This window comes from Leucobacter sp. wl10, from assembly GCF_003569785.1.
Classification (GTDB): domain Bacteria; phylum Actinomycetota; class Actinomycetes; order Actinomycetales; family Microbacteriaceae; genus Leucobacter.
On sequence record NZ_KZ984007.1, the window covers coordinates 31,690 to 50,729 of the forward strand.

Below are 19,040 nucleotides of genomic sequence, written 5' to 3' on the forward strand. Positions count from 1 at the left end.
ACTCCCCGCAACCCGGCACGCGCGCGCGGTATTCCCGGCACGCGGCTCCGCGCAGTCGGGCGCCGCGTCCCGGCCGGCCCGGGTTCTAGGCGAAGGCGCGGTCGTGGGCCGTGACCGGCGAGGGCAGCACCGTGTCGCCGGTGAGGTATGCGTCGACCGATGCGGCGGCCGCGCGCCCCTCCGCGATCGCCCACACGATGAGCGACTGGCCGCGACCGGCGTCGCCCGCGACGAAGACCCCGGGCAGCGCCGTCGCGTAGTCCCGCTGCCGCTCGAACGCTCCGCGGGAGCCGCGGGCCAGGGTGACCGCCGCGTCCTCGATCTCCTCGGGCCCGGTGAATCCCATGGCGATGAGCACGAGGTCCGCCTCGATGAGCCGCTCGGTGCCGGGAATGGGCACGCGCCCGTCCTCCGTGAAGCCGGTCTCGGCGACGCGCAGCGCGCGCACCGCCCCCTCGGCCCTGCCGACGAACTCCACGGTGGAGGCGAGGTACCGGCGTTCGCCGCCCTCCTCGTGGGAGCTCGACACCTCGAAGAGCGTGGGGTGCACCGGCCACGGCTGCGCATCGCTGCGCTCGGGAGACGGCCTGCGGCCGATCGCCAGGTTGGTCACCGACTTCGCGCCCTGACGGTGCGCGGTGCCGATGCAGTCGGCGCCCGTGTCGCCGCCGCCGATGACGACGACGCGCTTGCCCCGGGCATCGATCGGCGTGGACTCCAGCGCACCGGTCTGCAGGCGATTCGACGCCGTGAGGTACTCCATAGCGAAGTGCACGCCGGCGAGCTCCCGCCCGGGCAGCGGCAGCTCGCGGGGCACCGTGGCCCCGGTTGCGACGACCACCGCGTCGAAGCGGCGGCGCAGCTCGCTCCACGACATGTCGCGCCCGATCTCGATGCCGCAGCGGAAGCGCGTGCCCTCCTGCTTGAGCTGCTCGATGCGGCGCGCCACGAGCTGCTTCTCGAGCTTGAAGTCGGGGATGCCGAAGCGCAGCAGACCGCCGGGCTCCTCGTCGCGCTCGTACACGGCCACCGTGTGCCCGGCGCGGGTGAGCTGCTGGGCGGCCGCGAGGCCCGCGGGGCCGGATCCGACGACCGCCACCGTCTTGCCGGTGAGCCTCGACGGCGGCTGCGGCTGCACCCAGCCGTTGGCGAACGCCTGATCGATGATGCTGTTCTCGATCTGCTTGATCGTCACCGCCGGCTGGTTGATGCCGAGCACGCACGCCGACTCGCAGGGTGCCGGGCAGGCACGGCCCGTGAACTCCGGGAAGTTGTTGGTCTCGTGCAGCCGCTCGATCGCCTCGCGCCCGCGGCCGCGGTGCATGAGGTCGTTCCACTCGGGGATGAGGTTGCCGAGCGGGCAGCCCTGGTGGCAGAACGCCACGCCGCAGTCCATGCAGCGCGAGGACTGGCGCGCGACGAGCGTGGGATCCGCGGGGTCGACGACCTCGCGCCAGTCCTTGAGCCGCAGCGCGACGGGGCGCTTGGGGGCGAGTTCGCGCTCCCGCACCTTCAGGAATCCGCGGGGATCAGCCATGGGTCGCCTCCAGGATCTCGGACCAGACCCGCTCGCCGTCGGGATCGATGCCCTGCTCGTTCGCGCGCACTCGGATCTCGAGCACCCGCGAATAGCCGCGCGGGATCAGCCGGGTGAAGCGGCCGAACACGCGTTCGGGATCCGCCTCGCTCTCGGCGAGCAGCCCGGCGGCGAACTCGGAGCCGGTCTGCTCGACGTGGCGGCGCAGCAGCGCGATGACCTGCTCGCGCAGCTCCCGCTCCCCGGAGCCGAGCGGTTGCAGCATGAGCGCGCCGGAGCTCAGCTCGGCCGAGTTGACCGCGGCGGGATCGAGGTCGAGGATCACCGCCTCGCCCCCCGACATGCCCGCGCCGATGTTGCGCCCGGTCGAGCCGAGGATCAGGGCGAAGCCGCCCGTGAAGTACTCGAGCGCGTGATCCCCCGTGCCCTCGACGACCGCGGTAGCGCCCGAGCCGCGCACGAGGAAGCGCTCGCCCACGGTTCCGGCGATCCACAGGCTGCCGCCCGTCGCGCCGTAGCCGATCGTGTTGCCCGCGATCACGTTGCCCGAAGCGGGGTGGCCCGCCTGCGGGTGCGGACGGATGACGATCTCGCCGCCCGAGAGGCCCTTGCCGACGTAGTCGTTGGCGTCGCCGATGAGGCGCAGCGTGATGCCCGCCGGGAGGAAGGCGCCGAGCGATTGCCCGGCCGATCCGGTGAGCGTGATGTCGATGGTCTCGGGCGCGAGGCCCTCGGCGCCGTAACGTCTGGTGACCTCGTGACCGAGCATGGTGCCGACGGCGCGGTCGATGTTGCGGATGGGGAGGTCGATCACCACCGGCTCGCGGCGATCGAGGGCGTCGGCGGCCATCGGGATCAGCCGCACGTCGAAGTGCTCGCCGAGTTCGTGATCCTGCTCGGCGCCGTGCCGTCTCGGCTCGTCGGGCGCGAACACGGGCCCCCGCAGGATCGGCGTGAGGTCGAGGCCCTCGGCCTTCCAGTGCCGGATCGCGTCGTCCACGTCGAGGGCCGCCGTGTCGCCGACCGCATCGTCGAGCGAGCGGTAGCCGAGCGAGGCGAGGATCTCGCGCACCTCCTCGGCGATGAAGCGGAAGAAGTTGACCACGTGCTCGGCTCTTCCCGTGAACCGCTCGCGCAGCTCGGGGTTCTGCGTGGCGACCCCGACGGGGCAGGTGTCGAGGTGGCAGACCCGCATCATGATGCAGCCCGACACCACGAGCGGCGCGGTCGCGAAGCCGAACTCCTCGGCGCCGAGCAGCGCGGCCACGACCACGTCGCGGCCGGTCTTGAGCTGCCCGTCCGCCTGCAGCACGACGCGCTCGCGCAGGCCGTTGAGCATGAGGGTCTGCTGCGCCTCGGCGAGTCCCAGCTCCCACGGAGACCCCGCGTGCTTGAGCGAGTTCATGGGGCTCGCGCCGGTTCCTCCGTCGTGACCGGAGACGAGGATCACGTCGGACAGCGCCTTCGCGACGCCCGCCGCGACCGGCCCGATGCCCGACTGGGCCACGAGCTTCGTCGAGATGCGCGCGGAGGGGTTGGCGCGCTTGAGGTCGAAGATAAGCTGCTTGAGATCCTCGATCGAGTAGATGTCGTGGTGCGGCGGCGGCGAGATGAGGCCGACGCCCGGCGTCGCGTGCCGGGTGCGCGCGATCCACGGGTACATCTTCTGCGGCGGCAGCTGGCCGCCCTCGCCCGGCTTCGCGCCCTGGGCGAGCTTGATCTGGATCTCGTCGGCGTGCGTGAGATACATCGAGGTCACCCCGAAGCGGCCGGAGGCCACCTGCTTGACGGCGCTGCGCCGCTCGGGATCGAGCAGCCGATCCTCGCTCTCGCCGCCCTCGCCCGTGTTCGACCTGCCGCCGAGCCTGTTCATGGCGATGGCGAGCGTCTGGTGCGCCTCGGGCGAGATGGAGCCGTAGCTCATGGCGCCCGTCGCGAAGCGCTTCACGATCTCGCTCACGGGCTCGACCTCGTCGAGCGGCACGGGGGGCTGCTGCGGCGCGAACGCGAAGAGCCCGCGCAGCGTCATGAGCCGCTCCTGCTGCTCGTTGACGCGGCGCGTGTACTCGGCGAAGATCTCGCGGCGCCCGGTGCGCGTCGCGTGCTGCAGCTTGAAGATCGTCTCGGGGTCGAAGAGGTGGGGCTCCTCGCCGCGGCGCCAGCGGTACTCGCCGCCCGTCTCGAGGTGCTTGTGCGCGAGAGCCGCAGGATCGTCCGGGTAGGCCGCGCGGTGCCGCGACGCGACCTCCGAGGCGATGACATCGAGCCCCACGCCGCCCAGTTTCGAGGTGGTTCCGGTGAAGTAGCGATCGACCACGCTCTGCGACAGGCCGATCGCCTCGAACGTCTGCGCACCGCAGTAGGAGGCCACGGTCGAGATGCCCATCTTGCTCATGACCTTGAGCATGCCCTTGCCGAGGGCCTTGATGAACTTCGCGATCGCCTCCTCCTCGGTGATGCCCGGGAGCGAGCCGTTGCGCACGAGCAGGCCCGCCGACTCCATCGCGAGGTAGGGGTTCACGGCGCCGGCGCCGTAGCCGATGAGCGCCGCCACGTGGTGCACCTCGCGCACGTCGCCCGCCTCCACGATGAGCGACACGCGCATGCGCTGCCCCTCGCGGATCAGGTGGTGGTGCACCGCCGAGACGGCGAGCAGCGACGGCACCGGCGCCAGGTCCTTGTTCGTGTCGCGGTCCGAGAGGATGATGAACTCCGCGCCCGCCTCGATGGCCGCGCTCGCCTCCAGGCACATCCGCTCGAGGCGGTCTGCAAGGCCCTTCGCCTCGTAGTCGACCGGGTAGAGACCGCGGATCGTCACGGCGCGCTCGCGCTCGGGGTCGTCGCCGAAGTGCTGGATCCGTGCGAGCGCGTCGTTGTCGATCACCGGGAAGTCGAGGATCACCTGACGCGCGTGCTCGGCCGACTGGTCGAGCAGGTTCGCCTGCGGGCCGATGCTCGTGACGAGGCTCGTGACGAGCTCCTCGCGCAGCGCGTCGAGCGGCGGGTTCGTCACCTGCGCGAACTGCTGCACGAAGTAGTCGTAGATGTGACGCGGCTTGGACGAGATCGCCGCGATGGGGGTGTCGGTGCCCATGGCCGCGATGGGCTCGATGCCGTCGCGCGCCATCGGCGTGAGGAGCAGCCGCAGCTCCTCCTCCGTGTAGCCGAAGGTGCGCTGGCGCCGGGTGATCGATGCCGGCGGATGCACGAGGTGCTCGCGCTCGGGCTGCTCGGAGAGCCGGATCCGCCCCTCCTCGAGCCACGCCCCCCAGGGCGCGAGGCCGGCGAGCTCCCCCTTCACGGCCTCGTCGTCGCGGATCTCACCCGACGCGAGGTCGACCGCGAGCATGCGTCCGGGCTGCAGGCGGCCGCGGTGCACCACGCGCTCGGGGGCGATGTCCAGCACGCCCGTCTCGCTGGCGATCACCATCACGCCGTCACCGGTCACGAGATAGCGGCCGGGGCGCAGGCCGTTGCGGTCGAGCGTCGCGACGAGCTGCCTGCCGTCGGTGGCGATCATGGCCGCCGGACCGTCCCAGGGCTCCATCACGAGGGAGTGGTACTCGAGGAAGTGCACGAGGTCGGGGTGCAGACCCGTCTCGGACTCCCAGGCCTCCGGCACCATCATGGCCAGGGCGTGCGGCAGGGAGCGACCCGCCATCACGAGCAGCTCCAGCACCTCGTCGAAGCTCGCCGAGTCGCTGCCGCCCTCGGAGCAGATCGGCAGCAGGGGCCGCACGTCTCCGAGCGCCTCGGAGGCGAGCTGGCGCTCGCGAGCGCGCATCCAGTTGCGGTTGCCGCGCACGGTGTTGATCTCTCCGTTGTGGGCGACCATGCGCAGCGGCTGCGCCAGGTGCCACGAGGGGAACGTGTTGGTCGAGTAGCGCGAGTGCACGATGGCGAAGCGGCTCGCGAACCGCTCGTCGGAGAGCTCAGGGTAGAACCCCGGCAGCTGCAGCGTGGTCACCATGCCCTTGTAGACGATGGTGCGCGAGCTGAGGGAGGGCAGGTAGCACCTCGTCTCGTGCTGCACGCGCTTGCGGGTGCGGAACGCGCGACGCTCGATCTGATCGCCGTCGAACACCGCACCGACGGCGGGGACGAGGATGAGCTGCTCGATGGCGGGGCTGGCCTCGCGGGCGCTCTCGCCGAGCACCTCCGGGCGCACCGCCACCGGGCGCCAGGCCAGCACCGCGAGCCCCTCCTCCGCCGCGATCGCGCCGATGCGGTAGCGGGCCGCCTTGCGCTCCGTCGACGCCCGCGGCAGGAAGACGAGGCCCGCCGCGTAGCCGCCCGGATCGGGAAGGGAGAGCGCGGGGTCGAGGTCGGCGAGCGCGTCGCGGATGAGGGCGTGGGGCAGGTCGCTGAGGATGCCGGCGCCGTCGCCGGTTCCCGCGTCAGAGCCGACGGCGCCGCGGTGCTCCAGGTGCTCGAGCGCTTGGAGCGCGAGCGCGACGATGTCGTGGCTCGGCTCCCCCGTCAGTGAAACGACCGAGGCGAGGCCGCAGGCATCGCGCTCATCGGCGGGGTCGTACAGGCCGACGGGCGCGGGGAAGGCGGTCGGGATCTGCGTGCTCGGGCTCCCTGGGCTTACGGTCATCGACGTCCTCTCTGATCTGCGGGACGTCGACGGCCCGGGCGGTGCCACGCTCGGAACATCGCTTCGGAACGACGACGTCACCGCAAGGCGCGGCGGGTGGAGCTTCAAATTTACCATTCGTTTCTTCGGCGAAACGAATCGGAAATCGTAGTTTCTACATCAGATTCGGGAAGTTGCGCATCTTCGCCGCATATCATACGGAATCCGGAGAGCTTCACCGCAGAGGACGGAGCCGTGTAACAGATTCGAAACACCGCGGCCGCATCCGGGAAACCGGCGCCCGAACAGAGCGCGTCCGATAGCCGAAACACCCCCTCTAGGCCGTTCAACTATCGGACGCGCACCCCGCGGCTCCCCCGGGCGTCTAGCCCGCGAAGCTCGAGGTGTCCCCCACCAGGCGGGTGTGGTCGGCGGGGACCGGATCGACCGCGGCGCGCGCCACCTCCGCCGCGAACTCCGAGACGTTGTAGAGCTTGCCCGCCTGCTCCCGGCGCGCCTCGATCGCACCCGGGCTGAGGCGGTTGAGCAGCGTCGCCGTTACGGTGCCCTCGATCATGTCGCCCGACACCACCGTGAAGCCGATCCCGCGCCTCTCGAGCTCCGGGATGCGCTCTCGGAGCGCGTCCTCGCCCGCGCGCTTCGAGAGGGCGACGGCCTCGTACTCGGGCATCGTCGGCGTGGTGCGGATGAAGTGCGCCTGATGGCTGGTCACGAACACCACCCGCGCGCCCTCGCCCATGAGCGGCAGCGCGGCGTCGAGCACCGCGAGCTGAGCGTCGCGGTTCAGCTTCAGCGCGTAGTCCTCCTCCACGCCGCTCTCCATGCCCCCCGAGGCGTTGAGCACGAGGATGTCGAGGCCCCCGAACTCCCGCCGTACGGCCTCCATCATGGCCGCCAGGGAATCGGGATCGGTGAGGTCGGCGCCCTGCACGATCGCGCGCACTCCGAGCTCGCCGAGCTGAGCCGCCAGCTTCTCCGCGCGCGGAGCCTTGTTGCGGAAGTTGATGACCACGTCGGCGCCCGCCTCGGCGAGGTAGCGCACCGTGTCGGCGCCGATGCCGCGCGAGGATCCCGTCACGAGCGCGCGGCGGCCGGTCAGACTACCGGGTTCAAGAATCTGTGTCACTGATGCTCCTCGTCGTCTCGGTTGCGTGCCTTCCAGAGTAGTGGACCGCCGCGCGAAACCTCGTCGCGGGGTATCGACAAGCCCCGTCGAGCGAGTACGCTGCATGGCAAGGCGACGGCATCCGCACGACCGATGACGCCAGAGCCGCAGCTGACAGGCGAGGAGGTTCTCACCATGGCCGACCGAACGCTTCGAGGAACGCGCATCGGCGCGACGAGCCTGCAGGGCGAGGAGGGCGTCGAGCTCTCCCCCAGACGAACGGTCGAGTACCTCACCGATCGCGGCACCAGCTTCTCGGTGCTCTTCGACGCCGACGCCGAGCCGCCGGCGGAGTGGGTGGACCAGAAGAGCGGCGAGGTCGGCTTCCTCGACGACGAGGCGGGGCGCGCCGCACGCGCCGAGTTCGAGGACAAGGAGTCCTCGCAGCGGACCCCGTGGGACATGCTCATCGAGCGGCGTACGCGCGAGGAGCTCGAGGAGCTGCTCGAGGAGCGGCTGCAGCTGCTCCGAGCGCGACGCGGCAGCGCGGGCCGGTGAACCGGCCCGGCTGACGGCGCGACGCGCCCGGGCTGCGCGAGCCGGCCGGAGGGGCTGCGCAGGCGGACGTCGCCATTCACGACGCGCTCGAGGCCTCGACGATGCCGCGCCGCACGCCCCGCTTCGCCTCCCGCGCGAGCCGGGCGTACGAGCCGAGGCGATCCTCGTCGAGACCGGCCGCCGCCGCCTCCTCGCAGGCCTGGGCGATCTGATCGAGCAGGTCGATGGTCTGCTTGGCCCAGCGCACGAAGTCGCCCGCGCCGATGCCCGAGTCTCCGAGCACCCGCTCGATGGGCGCGCCCGACGCCCACGAGTGCATCGTGGCGGCGAGGCCGGCGTGCGGCATCTCGCCGCGCGGTAGCCGGTGCCGCCCGGCGAGGTCGTCGAGACGCGTCCAGGTGTCGATCACCCGGTCGTGCGCCGCAGCGAACGCCGCACCGCCCGGCAGCCGCGGCTCCCCCTCGTCGTCGCGACGCGGCTCGTAGCTCAGCACGCAGCACATCGCCGCGAGGCCCGGAGCGTCGAGGCCGCGCAGCGCGTCGGAGCGCAGGCACTCCGCCACGAGCAGATCCCGCTCCCCGTAGATGCGGCGCAGCGGCTCGCCCCACGGAGCGACCTGCGGCTCGCCCCCGTTCCGCTCCAGGTACCCCAGATCGAGCAGCAGCTCCACGACCCGGTCGAAGGTGCGCGCGATCGTGCCCGTGCGCGACGCGATCTGGCGGCGGCCGCGCTCGATGCGACGGCGCAGCTTGCGCGCACGATCCTCCCACCGTCTGCGATCGGCCCCCTGGGACCGCGCGACCGCGGCGTCGTAGCCGGCCAGCGACTCCTGCTCGGCGCGCAGCTCGCGCGCCTGGTCCACCACCGCGCGGTCGGCCTGGAACTGGGCGAACGACAGCTCGAGCGTCTCCCGTGCGCGATCCTCGTCCATGCGCTGCAGCAGGTTGACCGCCATGTTGGGGGTGGGCCGGAAGCTGGATCGCACCGGGAAGGAGCGCGCCCCCGCGAGGTGGGCCAGCGCCTCGAGGTCGACGCCGTCGCTCCAGACGACCACCGCGTGCCCCTCGGTGTCGATGCCGCGGCGGCCCGCGCGGCCGGTCAGCTGCGTGTACTCCCCCGACGTCAGGGGCACGCGCTGCTCGCCGTTGTACTTCTCGAGCTTCTCGATCACCACCGCGCGCGCGGGCATGTTGATGCCGAGCGCCAGGGTCTCGGTCGCGAAGACCAGCTTGACGAGGCGGCGCTGGAAGAGGCGCTCGACCACGGTCTTGAAGGCGGGCAGCAGCCCGGCGTGGTGGGCTGCGACGCCCCGCTCGAGACCCGCCAGCCACTCGCGCACCCCGAGCACGCGCCGCTCCTCATCGCTCATCCCGCGCACCTCGGCGCGGGCGATGCGACGGATCTCCTCGCGCTCCTCCCGGCTCGTGAGCGAGACGCCCTCGTAGAGGCACTGGCGGACGGCCTGATCGCAGCCATTGCGGCTGAAGATGAAGACGATCGCGGGCAGCAGCCCGGTCTCGTCGAGCGCGCGGACGACATCGGCCCGGGAGATGCGGCGGCTGCGGCGCACCGGCGCCCGCCCGCGCGATCGCTCGCGCCCCCCGCGCTGCCCGTGGCCGGCGGGGCCCCGTCTCCGATCCTCCCCGCCCCGGTCGCCGGCACCACGGCCCCCGTCGAGCATGCGCAGCTCGGGGTTGAGGCGCCCGCCCGCGGCGAGCTCGCCGTCGCGACCGACGTAGAGGGGCAGCAGCGCCCTCGAGGTGAGCACGTGCTGATAGAGCGGCACCGGCCGGTGCTCGGAGAGGATCACGTCTGTGTCGCCGCGCACCGCGTGCATCCAGTCGCCGAACTCCTCGGCGTTCGAGACGGTGGCCGAGAGCGCGACGAGGCGGACGCTCTGCGGGAGGTGGAGGATGATCTCCTCCCAGACGGCCCCCCGGAAACGATCGCCCAGGTAGTGCACCTCGTCGAGCACGACGAATGCGAGGCCGTCGAGCGCATCGGACTCGGCGTAGATCATGTTGCGCAGCACCTCGGTCGTCATGACGACGACGGGGGCGTCGCCCCGCAGGTTCACGTCGCCCGTGAGCAGGCCGACCTCGTCCTCGCCGTACTCCGCGCACAGCTCGTGGAACTTCTGGTTGGAGAGGGCCTTGATGGGGGCGGTGTAGAAGATGCGCGCGTCCCGCTCGCGGCGCGCGAGGTACACGGCGAACTCGGCGACGGTCGTCTTCCCCGAGCCTGTGGGGGCCGCGACGAGCACGCTGCGCCCGCTCTCGAGGCGCTCGCAGGCCGTGCGCTGGAAGGCGTCGAGCGGATACCCGAGCCGGGCCGCGAACGCCCCGAGCGCCGGGAAGTCGGCGTCGCTCATGCGGATTCCTCGGCCCCGCCCTTCGTCCGGGGGTCGGACGCGTCGGATCCGATCCCGTACTCGGCCATCACCGCCGCCTGCTTCTTATCGGCGCGGCGATCGTGGAGGATCGCGATGCCGGCCGCCCCGAAGTAGAGGACCACGATCGGCGCCGCGAGCAGGAACATGCTCATGAGGTCTGCCGCGGGAGTCGCGATCCCGGCGAACAGGACGATGCACAGGAGGGCGATCCGCCAGCTCTTCAGAATCGACTTGCCGCGGAGCACGCCGAGGAAGTTGAGCATCACGAGGAACAGGGGCATGACGAAACCGATGCCCACGGCGAGCAGCAGCTTGATCGAGAAGTCGAGGTATCGCCTGGCGCTGATGAACGCGGCGTCCTCCTTGGGGGCGAAGCCCGTCAGCAGCTCCACGATGTTCGGGATCACGAGCCACCCGGCGAAGGCGCCCGCGAGGAACAGCGGAACGGCGACGCCCAGGAAGGCCACGCCGTACAGCTTCTCCCGCCTGGTCAGGCCGGGCGCGAGGAAGGCCCAGATCTGGTACAGCCAGACGGGGCACGCGAGGATGATCGCGATGAACAGCGAGATCTGGACCTTGAGGTCGAAGGAGCCCGTGATGTCGTCGTAGTTGATCTGCGCGTTGCGCCCCTGCTCCTCCACGATGTTGTAGACCGGCTGCCTCAGCATCTCCCACACCCAGTCGGAGAGGAACCAGCCCGCCACGAGCCCGATCGCGATCGCGATCGCGGAGATCATCAGGCGGTTGCGGAACTCGATCAGGTGCTCGCCGAGGCTCATCCGCCCCTCTGCATTGCGCCGCTTCCGCGCCAGTCTCGCCATTCGCTCAGTGTATCGCAGGGGCGCCCGGAGTTCGGCGCCGCGACTAGTCCCCGTAGGCGGAGAGCGCTCGCTCCGCCCACTCGCGCACGGCCTCTCGCGCTCCGGGCGGGCGCTCGACCACGATCTCGCCGGGCAGCTGCTGCACGAGCCGCACCGCGGTCCCCGGGTGCCAGGCCTCCACGCGCACCCGCAGCCGGCCCCCCTCCGTCTCGAGCACCTCCGGAGCGAAGCCCGCGAGCTTGGACAGCGCGCGCTCCGAGACGAGGGCGACGATCTCGGTCATCACCGGCCGCTCGGGCTCGGCCGCGTCGCGCGCCGCCACCGCATCCCGGAGTTCGCGCGGGCGCCGCATCCGATCGACGCGGAACGTGCGCTCGGCTCCCCGGCTCAGACAGAATGCGCGCAGGTACCAGGCGCCCGACTCCTGCGTGAGCACGATCGGCTCCACCCGCCGCGCGGTGACCGCTCCGGAGGAGTCGCGGTAGTCGAAGGCCAGCACGCGGCCTGCGTCGATCGCCGCCACGACGACCGAGACGCGCCCGTCCTCCGGCTCCGCCGTCACGGAGAGCGACCGGCGCTCCACGGCTCCGAGTGCCCCGCCCAGCTTGGCCGCGAGGCGGGTCGCCGTCTCAGCGTCGTCCGGCGGGAGCAGCGGCGCGAGCGACTGCAGCCCCGCGATCAGCGCGGCCGTCTCGACGGGCGCGAAGCGCGGCGCCTCGTCGACGCCGACCGTGTGCGTGAGGCTCACGACGTCGTGCTGCTCGAACGCGTCCCAGTCGATGTCGAAGAGATCCTCGTGCTGATAGCTGAGCGTCTCCCCCGGCACGCCGGCGGTGCCGAGGAAGCGCACGAGCGTGCGCAGCAGCTCCGGCGGCGCGTTGAACGCGGCCGCGAGGTCGGAGACAGGGGTCGGCCCGTGCTCGCGCAGGTAGGGCACGAGCGAGAGCAGGAGCATGACCCGGTCCGGCGCGATGATCTGCTTACGCATCCGCCGCCTCCCGCCCCCCGTGCTGCCGGGCGACCCTGCGCAGCCCGTCGGTCACGAGTGCGCGCAGCGCCTCGGGCGCGGCCACCGCGACCTCCGCCCCGTAGCCCATCAGCTCCTCGGAGAAGAGGTGCGCGTCGAGAACGCCGACGACCAGCTCGACGGCGCCATCCTCCGACGCAGGTGCGGCCCCGTCGTCTGCCGGCTCCTTCCGCGACGCAAGCCGGGCCTCCGCCGTCGAGCCGGGTTCCACCCGCAGGTGCGCCCTCCGCTCCTCCCGCAGGCCCAGCATCTCGTCGACGACGGCATCGGCTCGAGCGTGCAGGCCGGGATCGAAGCTCTCGCCGCTCACCCGCACGGCGCTCGTGATGCGCTCCAGCAGGAACACCCGATCCGCGTCCCGCTCGAGGTCCCGCCCGATCAGGTGCCACCTGCCGTCGGCGCGGTGCAGGCGCAGCGGCGCGACCCTCCGCTCGAGCGGGTCCTCCCGACCCGGGAGCCTGTAGGCGAACCGCACGACGCGATCCGCGTCGATCGCTCGCTGAAGCGGGGCGGCCGCCGGCTCGATCGATCCGAGGCTCGGGGCGACCCCGAGCTGCCGCACGTCGAGCCCCGCGCCCAGCGCCTCGAGCTTCATCGCCGCCCGGCGCGCCTCCGCGCTCAGACTGCCCTCGCGCCAGGCGAGCGCCGCGAGACGCAGCATCATCAGCTCCCGCTCGTCGAACCGCAGCCCGGCCGGGAACTCCAGCCGCTCCTTCGCGATGCGGTAGCGGGTGAGCTGGTTGTTCCCCGGTTCCAGGGGCGAATCCATGGTCTCGACCTGGATCCCGAGCGCGCGCAACTGCTCCTTGTCGCGCTCGAACTGGCGCTCGAGCGCCGTGCTCGACCCCTCCGCGCGGAACCTCTCGGCGTACCCGTACACGGAGGAGAGCAGGTCTCGCTTCGTCACCCCCTCGGGGCTCACGACGAGTGCGAGCACGAGACTGAAGATGCGCTGCTCGCCGGGCACGCGGCCGGGCACGGATCGCCTCAGCCGACGCCCACGATGTCGACCACCACCACCCGGGCGTCGCCGCCCTGCGGCCGATCGATGACGACCACCTGCGATCCGACCGTCTTACCGGTCAGCTCTCCGCGGAACGTGAAGCCCGACTGCGCGACCTGATCCTCGGCGCCGAGCGCCATGACACCCGTGTCCCAGCTGTTCGTCTGCTCCTGACCGTCCCAGCCGACGCTGAGGACCTGCGCGATGACGTTGTCGCTCGCGGCCACCTTCGCACCGTCGCCCGCGATGCGCACCGCCGAGCTGGTGCCCGCGGGGGCATCGCGCGGGGGCAGCACGACTCCCGGGCGGCCCTTCTCGTTGGTGACGACCGCGGGGTAGCCAGATGGCAGGCCGCGAACAGAGCCTCGGGCCGTGAGCGGGCCCGCGGAAACCGTGTCGATGACGCCCACGATGGGCGCGGTGGACGTGCTGCGGAGCTGGGCGCCGAGCTGCGCGCTCTCCTTGGGAGACATCGCCAGCACCACCCGGTCGCCCGGCGAGGTGCACCGCACGGCCTCGCTGAGCGGGTTGGAATTCTTGCGATCGATCATCAGGAACTCGGGCGACCCCTTCGCCTGGGAGAATCCCGGGCTCGCATAGAGCTGATTCCCGCTCGCGGAGTCGAAGAACGCCATGTTCACGCCGACGAGCGATCCCTCGCTCGCGACGTCGGTGCGATCCTCGGCCGATTCGACGACGGTGCGCTGCGACGTGAGGATCTCGGTCTGCTTCGGAACCGAGACCTGCGGCGCCTCACCGAAGGCGCCCTGCACGGTCACGGTGTCACTGAGTACACCCGGCTTGAGCCGCGGCTCGCAATCGGCGGCGGCGGACTGCTGAGCGCTGCAGCCGGTCACGCCGGCGAGGAGCAGCACCGCCGCTGCGGTTGCGGGGACGAGTCGACGAAGCATATGCACCTCTCACGGAAGCCTGTACGAACCTCGCTATCCTATCGAATCGGGGTGAGCCCCGCCGTCAGCTCGCTCACGGGCGAAGCGCTGCGCCTCTCGCACCTTCTTGCGCAGCACCCGGTCGCTCTTGCCCCGATCGCCCACGACCTCGGCGGTCCACACCTCCGAGGGTTCCCGGCCTCCGAGATCGGGGAGCCAGCTGGCCAGGTCGTCGTCGGTGAAGTCGCTCTTGGAGGCGCGGCGCTTGAGCCCGGGCAGGATCGCTCCCGGGGCGAGCCGACGCGCCGTGACGAGGAAACCCGTGTGGGCGACCATGCGGTGGTCGGGCCGCACCGCGAGCCCCTCGACGTGCCAGCCGCGCACCATCGTCTCGGAGGACTGCGGGTGCGTGAACGAGCCGCTGCGCCGGATCTCTTCCGCCGTGCGGGAGAGCTGCGTCGCCGTCGCCACGTAGCAGATGATCACCCCGCCGGGCGCGAGGGCCTCCGCCGCGACGCCGACGCACTCCCAGGGGGCGAGCATGTCGAGCACGACGCGGTCGATGCCGCCCTCCGGGCAGGTGGCGGGCAGCGCCCGCTGCAGGTCCCCGACCGTGACGGTCCAGTTCTCGGGGGCGCGGCCCGTGAACGCGGCGACGTTGCCGCGGGCGATGTCGGCGAACTCCTCGCGGCGCTCGAACGAGTAGAGGCGCCCCTCCGGCCCGATCCCGCGCAGCAGGTGGAGCGACAGCGCACCCGACCCCACCCCCGCCTCGACCACGCGCGCGCCGGGGAAGATATCGGCGAGCGACAGGATCTGCGCCGCGTCCTTCGGGTAGACGATCGCCGCGCCGCGCGGCATCGACATCACGAAGTCGGAGAGCAGGGGGCGCAGCGCGAGGTACTCCTCGCCGCTGCTGTTCGTCACGACCGAGCCGTCCGGCAGCCCCGCCAGCTCCCCGTGGCGGATCATGCCCCGGTGGCTGTGGAACTCCCCCTCCGGCACGAGCGTGATGGTGTTGATGCGCCCCTTCGGCCCCGTGAGCTGCACGCGGTCGCCGTAGCCGAGCGGGCCGCGAGGCGCGGGAGTTCCGTCGAGCGGGCCGCGAGGCGGTGCCTCCCCGGTTCCCGGGAATCCCGTCCGCAGCGCGGTGAAGCGCTCGGCGAGCCGCTGCGCGTCCACGGCGGCGAGCGTCGGCCACAGCTCGTGCGCCGGCGCCTCCGAGAGGTCCACGAGGTTCGGGACGCCGATCGCGATCGCCCCCGAGGCGCGGGCGGCGGTGAGCCCGGGCGTGGAGTCCTCGATCGCCAGGCAGTCCTCGATCGCCACGCCGAGCAGCTCCGCGCCGCGCAGGTAGGGATCCGGGTGCGGCTTCTCATGAGCCGCCTCGTCTCCCGTCACGCTGGCGACGAAGGTCCCCTCCGGGAGCATCTCGAGCACGACATCGGCGATCGAACGCACCGACATGGTGACGAGCGCGCAGGGCACGCCCGCCTCGGCGAGCGAGGAGAGCAGTTCGAGAGCGCCGGGACGCCACTGCGGCGTCGAGCCTCGCAGTCCGGAGATCACGGCCGCCGCCCACTCCGCCACGATCTCGTCGACGCCGAGGGGCACGCCGAGCTCTTGGAACAGGCCCGCCGCCGCCCGCAGGCCCGAGCCGACCATCCGCTCGCGCACCTCGGGGCTCAGCTCGATCCCGTACCGGGCGAGCATCGCGAGCTCGGCGTCGAGCCAGAGCGGCTCGGAGTCGATCAGTGTGCCGTCCATGTCCCACAGCACGGCGGCGGGGCCGGTTCGATCAGGGGTCGCGCTCATCCCAGCAAGTCTAGCGATCCGCACCAGCCCCGCAGCAGCCGATATCCTGGAGCACACCCGTCCCGACCCGAGGAGCGCCGCTTCGTGACCCCACCCGCAGCCCCGTACCCCCGCGTTCTCATCGCCGCGTTCCAGGGCTGGAGCGACGCGGGCGACGCGACCACCGACGTACTGCAGCACCTCGGCGAGCTGCTCGACGTCGAGGTGCTGCACGTCATCAGCTCGGAGGGCTATGTCGACTTCCAGGTGCATCGCCCCCGCCTCATGCTCGAAGCGAACGGCAAGCGCGCGCTCGAATGGCCCGACACCCGGCTCTTCGGCCCGGTGCAGCGCCCGGGCGATCCGGCGGAGCCGAGCAGCACCGGCGCCGAGGGCGCCCCCGAGAGCGGCGCCGAGACGGTGCGCCGGCTCGACGGCAGTCCGGTCACCGACCTCTTCCTGCTGGCCGGGGTGGAGCCCGCTCGGGACTGGCAGAACTTCGCCGACGAAGTGGTGGAACTCATCGACGTGTGGGCGATCGACACCGTCATCATCCTCGGGTCGATGTTCTCGGACGCCCCGCACTCGCGGCCCATCGTCACGACGCTCACCTCCGAGAGCGCCGAGCTGCGGGCGCAGACCGGTGCCGAGCGCAGCAGCTACGAGGGGCCGGCCGGCATCTCCTCCGTGGTCGATCTGGCGCTCGCTGACGCCGGCATCCCGCCGGTCTCGCTGTGGGCGCAGGTGCCGCACTACGTGCACAGCACCCCGTCCCCCAAGGCGACGCTGGCTCTGCTCGACAAGCTCGAGGAGCTGCTCGACATCGTGATCCCCCGCGGCGAGCTGCTGGCCCAGGCCAACGAGTGGGAGACCAACATCAACCGCATCGCCGCTGCCGACGAGGAGATGTCGCGGTACATCCGGCGGCTCGAGGAGTCGCGCGACGAGGCGCTCGCGGCCGAGACCACCGGCGACGCGATCGCGATGGAGTTCGAGAAGTTCCTCGAGCGGGACCACCGGCCCCCGCGCGCGGGCGATGCGGGGCAGGCTCCGGATGGGAACGGGGACGCGGACCCGGGAGCCGCCGGGCCCGAGGAGGGCGACCCGGCCTAGAGCCTCACGCCGAGCAGCGCGTCGACGGCGGAGGCGATGAGGCCCGGATCGTCGACGCCGCGATCGAGTGCGGCGTCGAGCGTCGCGAGCATCACCGGCGTGTCGAGATCGTTGGCGAGCGCGGCCCGCAGCTGCTGCAGCACGCCGGTCGACGAAGCCGGATCGCCGGTGGAGCGCGCCAGGCCGCTGCGCCAGGCCTCGAGTCGGCGGGTCGCGGTGCCGAGATCGCCGTCGTGCCACTCCCACTCGGAGCGGTAGTGATGCGCGAGCAGCCCGAGACGGACGGCGGAGGGATCGGCGGCCGGAGCACCGCTGTGAGTGCCGTCGAGCAGCTTCGACAGGAACACCAGGTTGCCGCGCGACTTCGACATCTTGTGCCCCTGGTAGGACACGAGGCCCGCGTGGCAGTAGGCGTGCGCGAGCGGGGTGCCCGAGAGCGCCGTAGCGTGCGCTGCGGTGTACTCGTGGTGGGGAAAGATCAGGTCGGATCCCCCTCCCTGCACCGTGAAGGCTCCGCCGAGCGTCCGTGTCGCGATGACCGAGCACTCGATGTGCCAGCCGGGACGCCCCTCGCCCACCGGCGACTCCCAGCTCGGTTCGCCCGCGCGCGCCGCTCGCCACAGCAGCGGATCGAGCGGGTTGCGCTTGCCCGGCCGGTCGGGGTCGCCGCCCCGTTCCGCGCTCAGTCGCAGCATGAGGTCCCGCTCGTAGGGGGCCACGTCGCCCAGGCGCCACTGCGAGGAGCGTCCGGCCGCGTCGGTGTCGAAGTAGACGTCCTCGCCCTCCGCCTCCGCGGTGGGCACCCGGTAGGCGAAGCCGCGATCCACCAGCTCCCGCACGGCGGAGGCGATCGCGTCGATCTGCTCCGTGACCGCCACGTAGTGGTCGGGCGGGATCATCCCCATGCGGAACATGTCGGAGCGGAACAGCCCGATCTGCGCGTCGGCCAGCTCGCGCCAGTCGACGCCCGTGTCGCGCGCCCGCTCCAGCAGCGGGTCGTCGACGTCGGTGATGTTCTGCGCGTACACGGTCTCGATGCCGGAGTCGCGCCAGGCGCGCAGCATGACGTCGAACGCCAGATAGGTGAAGGCGTGACCCAGGTGCGTCGCGTCGTAGGGGGTGATGCCGCAGACGTAGAGCAGCGCCCGCCCCTCGGGGATGGCGGGGTACTCGAGGCGCTCGCTCGCGGTGTTGAAGAGCTTGGGTGCGACTCCCTCGCCGGGCAGCTGCGGGACGACGGGCGGGGTCCAGGTTCTCACAGCGCCACCCCGCTCGTCGCCGCGACAGCCGCGGCGCCCTGCGCGACGGCGGTGCCGCCCTCTGCTGTCAGCACGCCGGTGCCCAGCAGCACCATGATCGCGATGCCGAGCAGGATCCGGTAGACCACGAAGGGCATGAAGCTGCGCCTCGAGATGTAGCTCATGAAGAACTTGATCACGAAGATGGCCACGACGAACGCCGCCACCGAGGCGACGAGGGTCATCGACATCGGCGCGCCGCCGCTCGGCTCCCGCACCTCCTTGAAGAGCTGGAAGAAGCCGGATCCGAGCACCGCGGGGATGGCGAGCAGGAACGAGTACCGCGCGGCCGCCTCGCGCTTGTAGCCCATGAGGAGGCCGGCGGTGATGGTGCCCCCGGAGCGGGAGACGCCCGGGATCAGAGCCAGCGCCTGGGCGAAGCCGTAGATGAGGCCGTGCTTCCAGGTCAGCCGCTCGAGCGGGAGCTCGTTGCGGCCGGCGCGGTCGGCGATCCCGAGCAGGATGCCGAACACGATGAGCGTCGTGGCGACGAACCACAGCGAACGCAGCGTGGTCTCGATCTGGTCCTGGAAGAGCAGGCCCAGCACCACGATGGGGACGGAGCCGAGGATGATCCACCAGCCCATCAGGGCATCGGGGTCGCTCCGCGGCACGGACCCCGCGAGCGACCGGAACCAGCGGCCGATGATGCGCACGATGTCGCGCCAGAAGAACACCACGACCGCGGCCTCGGTGCCGATCTGCGTGATCGCGGTGAAGGCAGCGCCTGCGTCCCCGATGCCGAGCAGCTCGCTCGCGATGCGCAGGTGGGCGCTCGACGAGATCGGGAGGAACTCGGTGAGCCCCTGGATGATGCCGAGGATGATCGCCTCGAAGATTCCCATCGTTTCCTTTCATGGCGACGCGACGCACCGCGCGAGATCCGGGCCGCCGTCCAGGAT

13 protein-coding genes and 1 pseudogene are annotated in these 19,040 nt (G+C 71.7%); 2 read left to right on the top strand and 12 right to left on the bottom strand.

Annotated features, from left to right (window positions below; genetic code table 11):
- Positions 1–85: 85 nt before the first annotated feature.
- The 3 genes from D1J51_RS15045 to D1J51_RS15055 form a co-directional block, all read right to left on the bottom strand.
- A complete protein-coding gene (locus D1J51_RS15045; RefSeq protein ID WP_119076578.1) occupies positions 86–1,537 on the bottom strand; it encodes a glutamate synthase subunit beta in 1,452 nt (483 codons plus the stop codon).
- Entirely contained in the window at positions 1,530–6,137 is a 4,608-nt protein-coding gene (gltB, locus tag D1J51_RS15050; RefSeq protein WP_119076580.1) for a glutamate synthase large subunit, read from the bottom strand. Before gltB ends, D1J51_RS15045 begins: the two co-directional genes overlap by 8 nt.
- A gap of 364 nt (positions 6,138–6,501) precedes the next feature.
- The gene (locus D1J51_RS15055) at positions 6,502–7,263 is read right to left on the bottom strand and encodes an SDR family oxidoreductase (protein WP_119076582.1); all 762 of its coding nucleotides are present in this window, start codon (positions 7,261–7,263) and stop codon (positions 6,502–6,504) included.
- A 174-nt stretch (positions 7,264–7,437) separates the two neighbouring features.
- Here D1J51_RS15055 and D1J51_RS15060 point away from each other — a divergent pair, with 174 nt between their 5' ends.
- Entirely contained in the window at positions 7,438–7,800 is a 363-nt protein-coding gene (locus D1J51_RS15060; RefSeq protein ID WP_119076583.1) for an RNA polymerase-binding protein RbpA, read from the top strand.
- A 76-nt stretch (positions 7,801–7,876) separates the two neighbouring features.
- Here the strand turns inward: D1J51_RS15060 and D1J51_RS15065 are convergent, their stop codons facing one another.
- From D1J51_RS15065 to D1J51_RS18490, 7 genes and pseudogenes are all read right to left on the bottom strand, one after another.
- Positions 7,877–10,171 carry a DEAD/DEAH box helicase gene (locus tag D1J51_RS15065; protein WP_119076585.1) on the bottom strand — a complete coding sequence of 765 codons (2,295 nt, stop codon included), beginning with the start codon at positions 10,169–10,171 and terminating at the stop codon, positions 7,877–7,879.
- A complete protein-coding gene (gene tatC / locus D1J51_RS15070) occupies positions 10,168–11,013 on the bottom strand; it encodes a twin-arginine translocase subunit TatC (RefSeq protein WP_240423332.1) in 846 nt (281 codons plus the stop codon). Before tatC ends, D1J51_RS15065 begins: the two co-directional genes overlap by 4 nt.
- Before the next feature lie 43 nt (positions 11,014–11,056).
- Positions 11,057–12,001 carry a helix-turn-helix transcriptional regulator gene (locus D1J51_RS15075; RefSeq protein WP_119076589.1) on the bottom strand — a complete coding sequence of 315 codons (945 nt, stop codon included), beginning with the start codon at positions 11,999–12,001 and terminating at the stop codon, positions 11,057–11,059.
- Complete coding sequence (locus tag D1J51_RS15080) at positions 11,994–13,019, bottom strand: helix-turn-helix transcriptional regulator (RefSeq protein WP_119076591.1); 1,026 nt, start codon at positions 13,017–13,019, stop codon at positions 11,994–11,996. The genes D1J51_RS15075 and D1J51_RS15080 overlap by 8 nt, the downstream gene beginning before the upstream one ends.
- A gap of 8 nt (positions 13,020–13,027) precedes the next feature.
- Positions 13,028–13,954 carry a peptidylprolyl isomerase gene (locus D1J51_RS15085; RefSeq protein ID WP_119076593.1) on the bottom strand — a complete coding sequence of 309 codons (927 nt, stop codon included), beginning with the start codon at positions 13,952–13,954 and terminating at the stop codon, positions 13,028–13,030.
- Positions 13,955–13,987: 33 nt separating this feature from the next.
- Entirely contained in the window at positions 13,988–15,079 is a 1,092-nt protein-coding gene (locus D1J51_RS18485; RefSeq protein ID WP_256386025.1) for a tRNA (adenine-N1)-methyltransferase, read from the bottom strand.
- 108 nt (positions 15,080–15,187) lie between these two features.
- Positions 15,188–15,748, bottom strand: a pseudogene (locus tag D1J51_RS18490) (HAD family hydrolase); the annotation flags it as partial.
- Between the two features lie 84 nt (positions 15,749–15,832).
- On the opposite strand from D1J51_RS18490, the gene D1J51_RS15095 reads away from it, so the two are divergent.
- The gene (locus D1J51_RS15095; protein WP_119076597.1) at positions 15,833–16,840 is read left to right on the top strand and encodes a PAC2 family protein; all 1,008 of its coding nucleotides are present in this window, start codon (positions 15,833–15,835) and stop codon (positions 16,838–16,840) included.
- Here the strand turns inward: D1J51_RS15095 and mshC are convergent.
- Positions 16,837–18,099: a cysteine--1-D-myo-inosityl 2-amino-2-deoxy-alpha-D-glucopyranoside ligase gene (mshC, locus tag D1J51_RS15100; protein ID WP_119076599.1), complete on the bottom strand. Its 1,263-nt coding sequence runs from the start codon at positions 18,097–18,099 to the stop codon at positions 16,837–16,839. The genes D1J51_RS15095 and mshC overlap by 4 nt on opposite strands.
- The gene (locus D1J51_RS15105) at positions 18,096–18,983 is read right to left on the bottom strand and encodes an undecaprenyl-diphosphate phosphatase (RefSeq protein WP_119076601.1); all 888 of its coding nucleotides are present in this window, start codon (positions 18,981–18,983) and stop codon (positions 18,096–18,098) included. The genes mshC and D1J51_RS15105 overlap by 4 nt, the downstream gene beginning before the upstream one ends.
- Positions 18,984–19,040 lie beyond the last annotated feature (57 nt).

Coding starts and splice junctions, on each gene's coding strand:
- D1J51_RS15045 (WP_119076578.1), bottom strand. CDS start 1,537: ATGGCTGATCCCCGCGGATTCCTGAAGGTGCGGGAGCGCGAACTCGCC.
- gltB (WP_119076580.1), bottom strand. CDS start 6,137: ATGACCGTAAGCCCAGGGAGCCCGAGCACGCAGATCCCGACCGCCTTC.
- D1J51_RS15060 (WP_119076583.1), top strand. CDS start 7,438: ATGGCCGACCGAACGCTTCGAGGAACGCGCATCGGCGCGACGAGCCTG.
- D1J51_RS15065 (WP_119076585.1), bottom strand. CDS start 10,171: ATGAGCGACGCCGACTTCCCGGCGCTCGGGGCGTTCGCGGCCCGGCTC.
- tatC (WP_240423332.1), bottom strand. CDS start 11,013: ATGGCGAGACTGGCGCGGAAGCGGCGCAATGCAGAGGGGCGGATGAGC.
- D1J51_RS15075 (WP_119076589.1), bottom strand. CDS start 12,001: ATGCGTAAGCAGATCATCGCGCCGGACCGGGTCATGCTCCTGCTCTCG.
- D1J51_RS15085 (WP_119076593.1), bottom strand. CDS start 13,954: ATGCTTCGTCGACTCGTCCCCGCAACCGCAGCGGCGGTGCTGCTCCTC.
- D1J51_RS15105 (WP_119076601.1), bottom strand. CDS start 18,983: ATGGGAATCTTCGAGGCGATCATCCTCGGCATCATCCAGGGGCTCACC.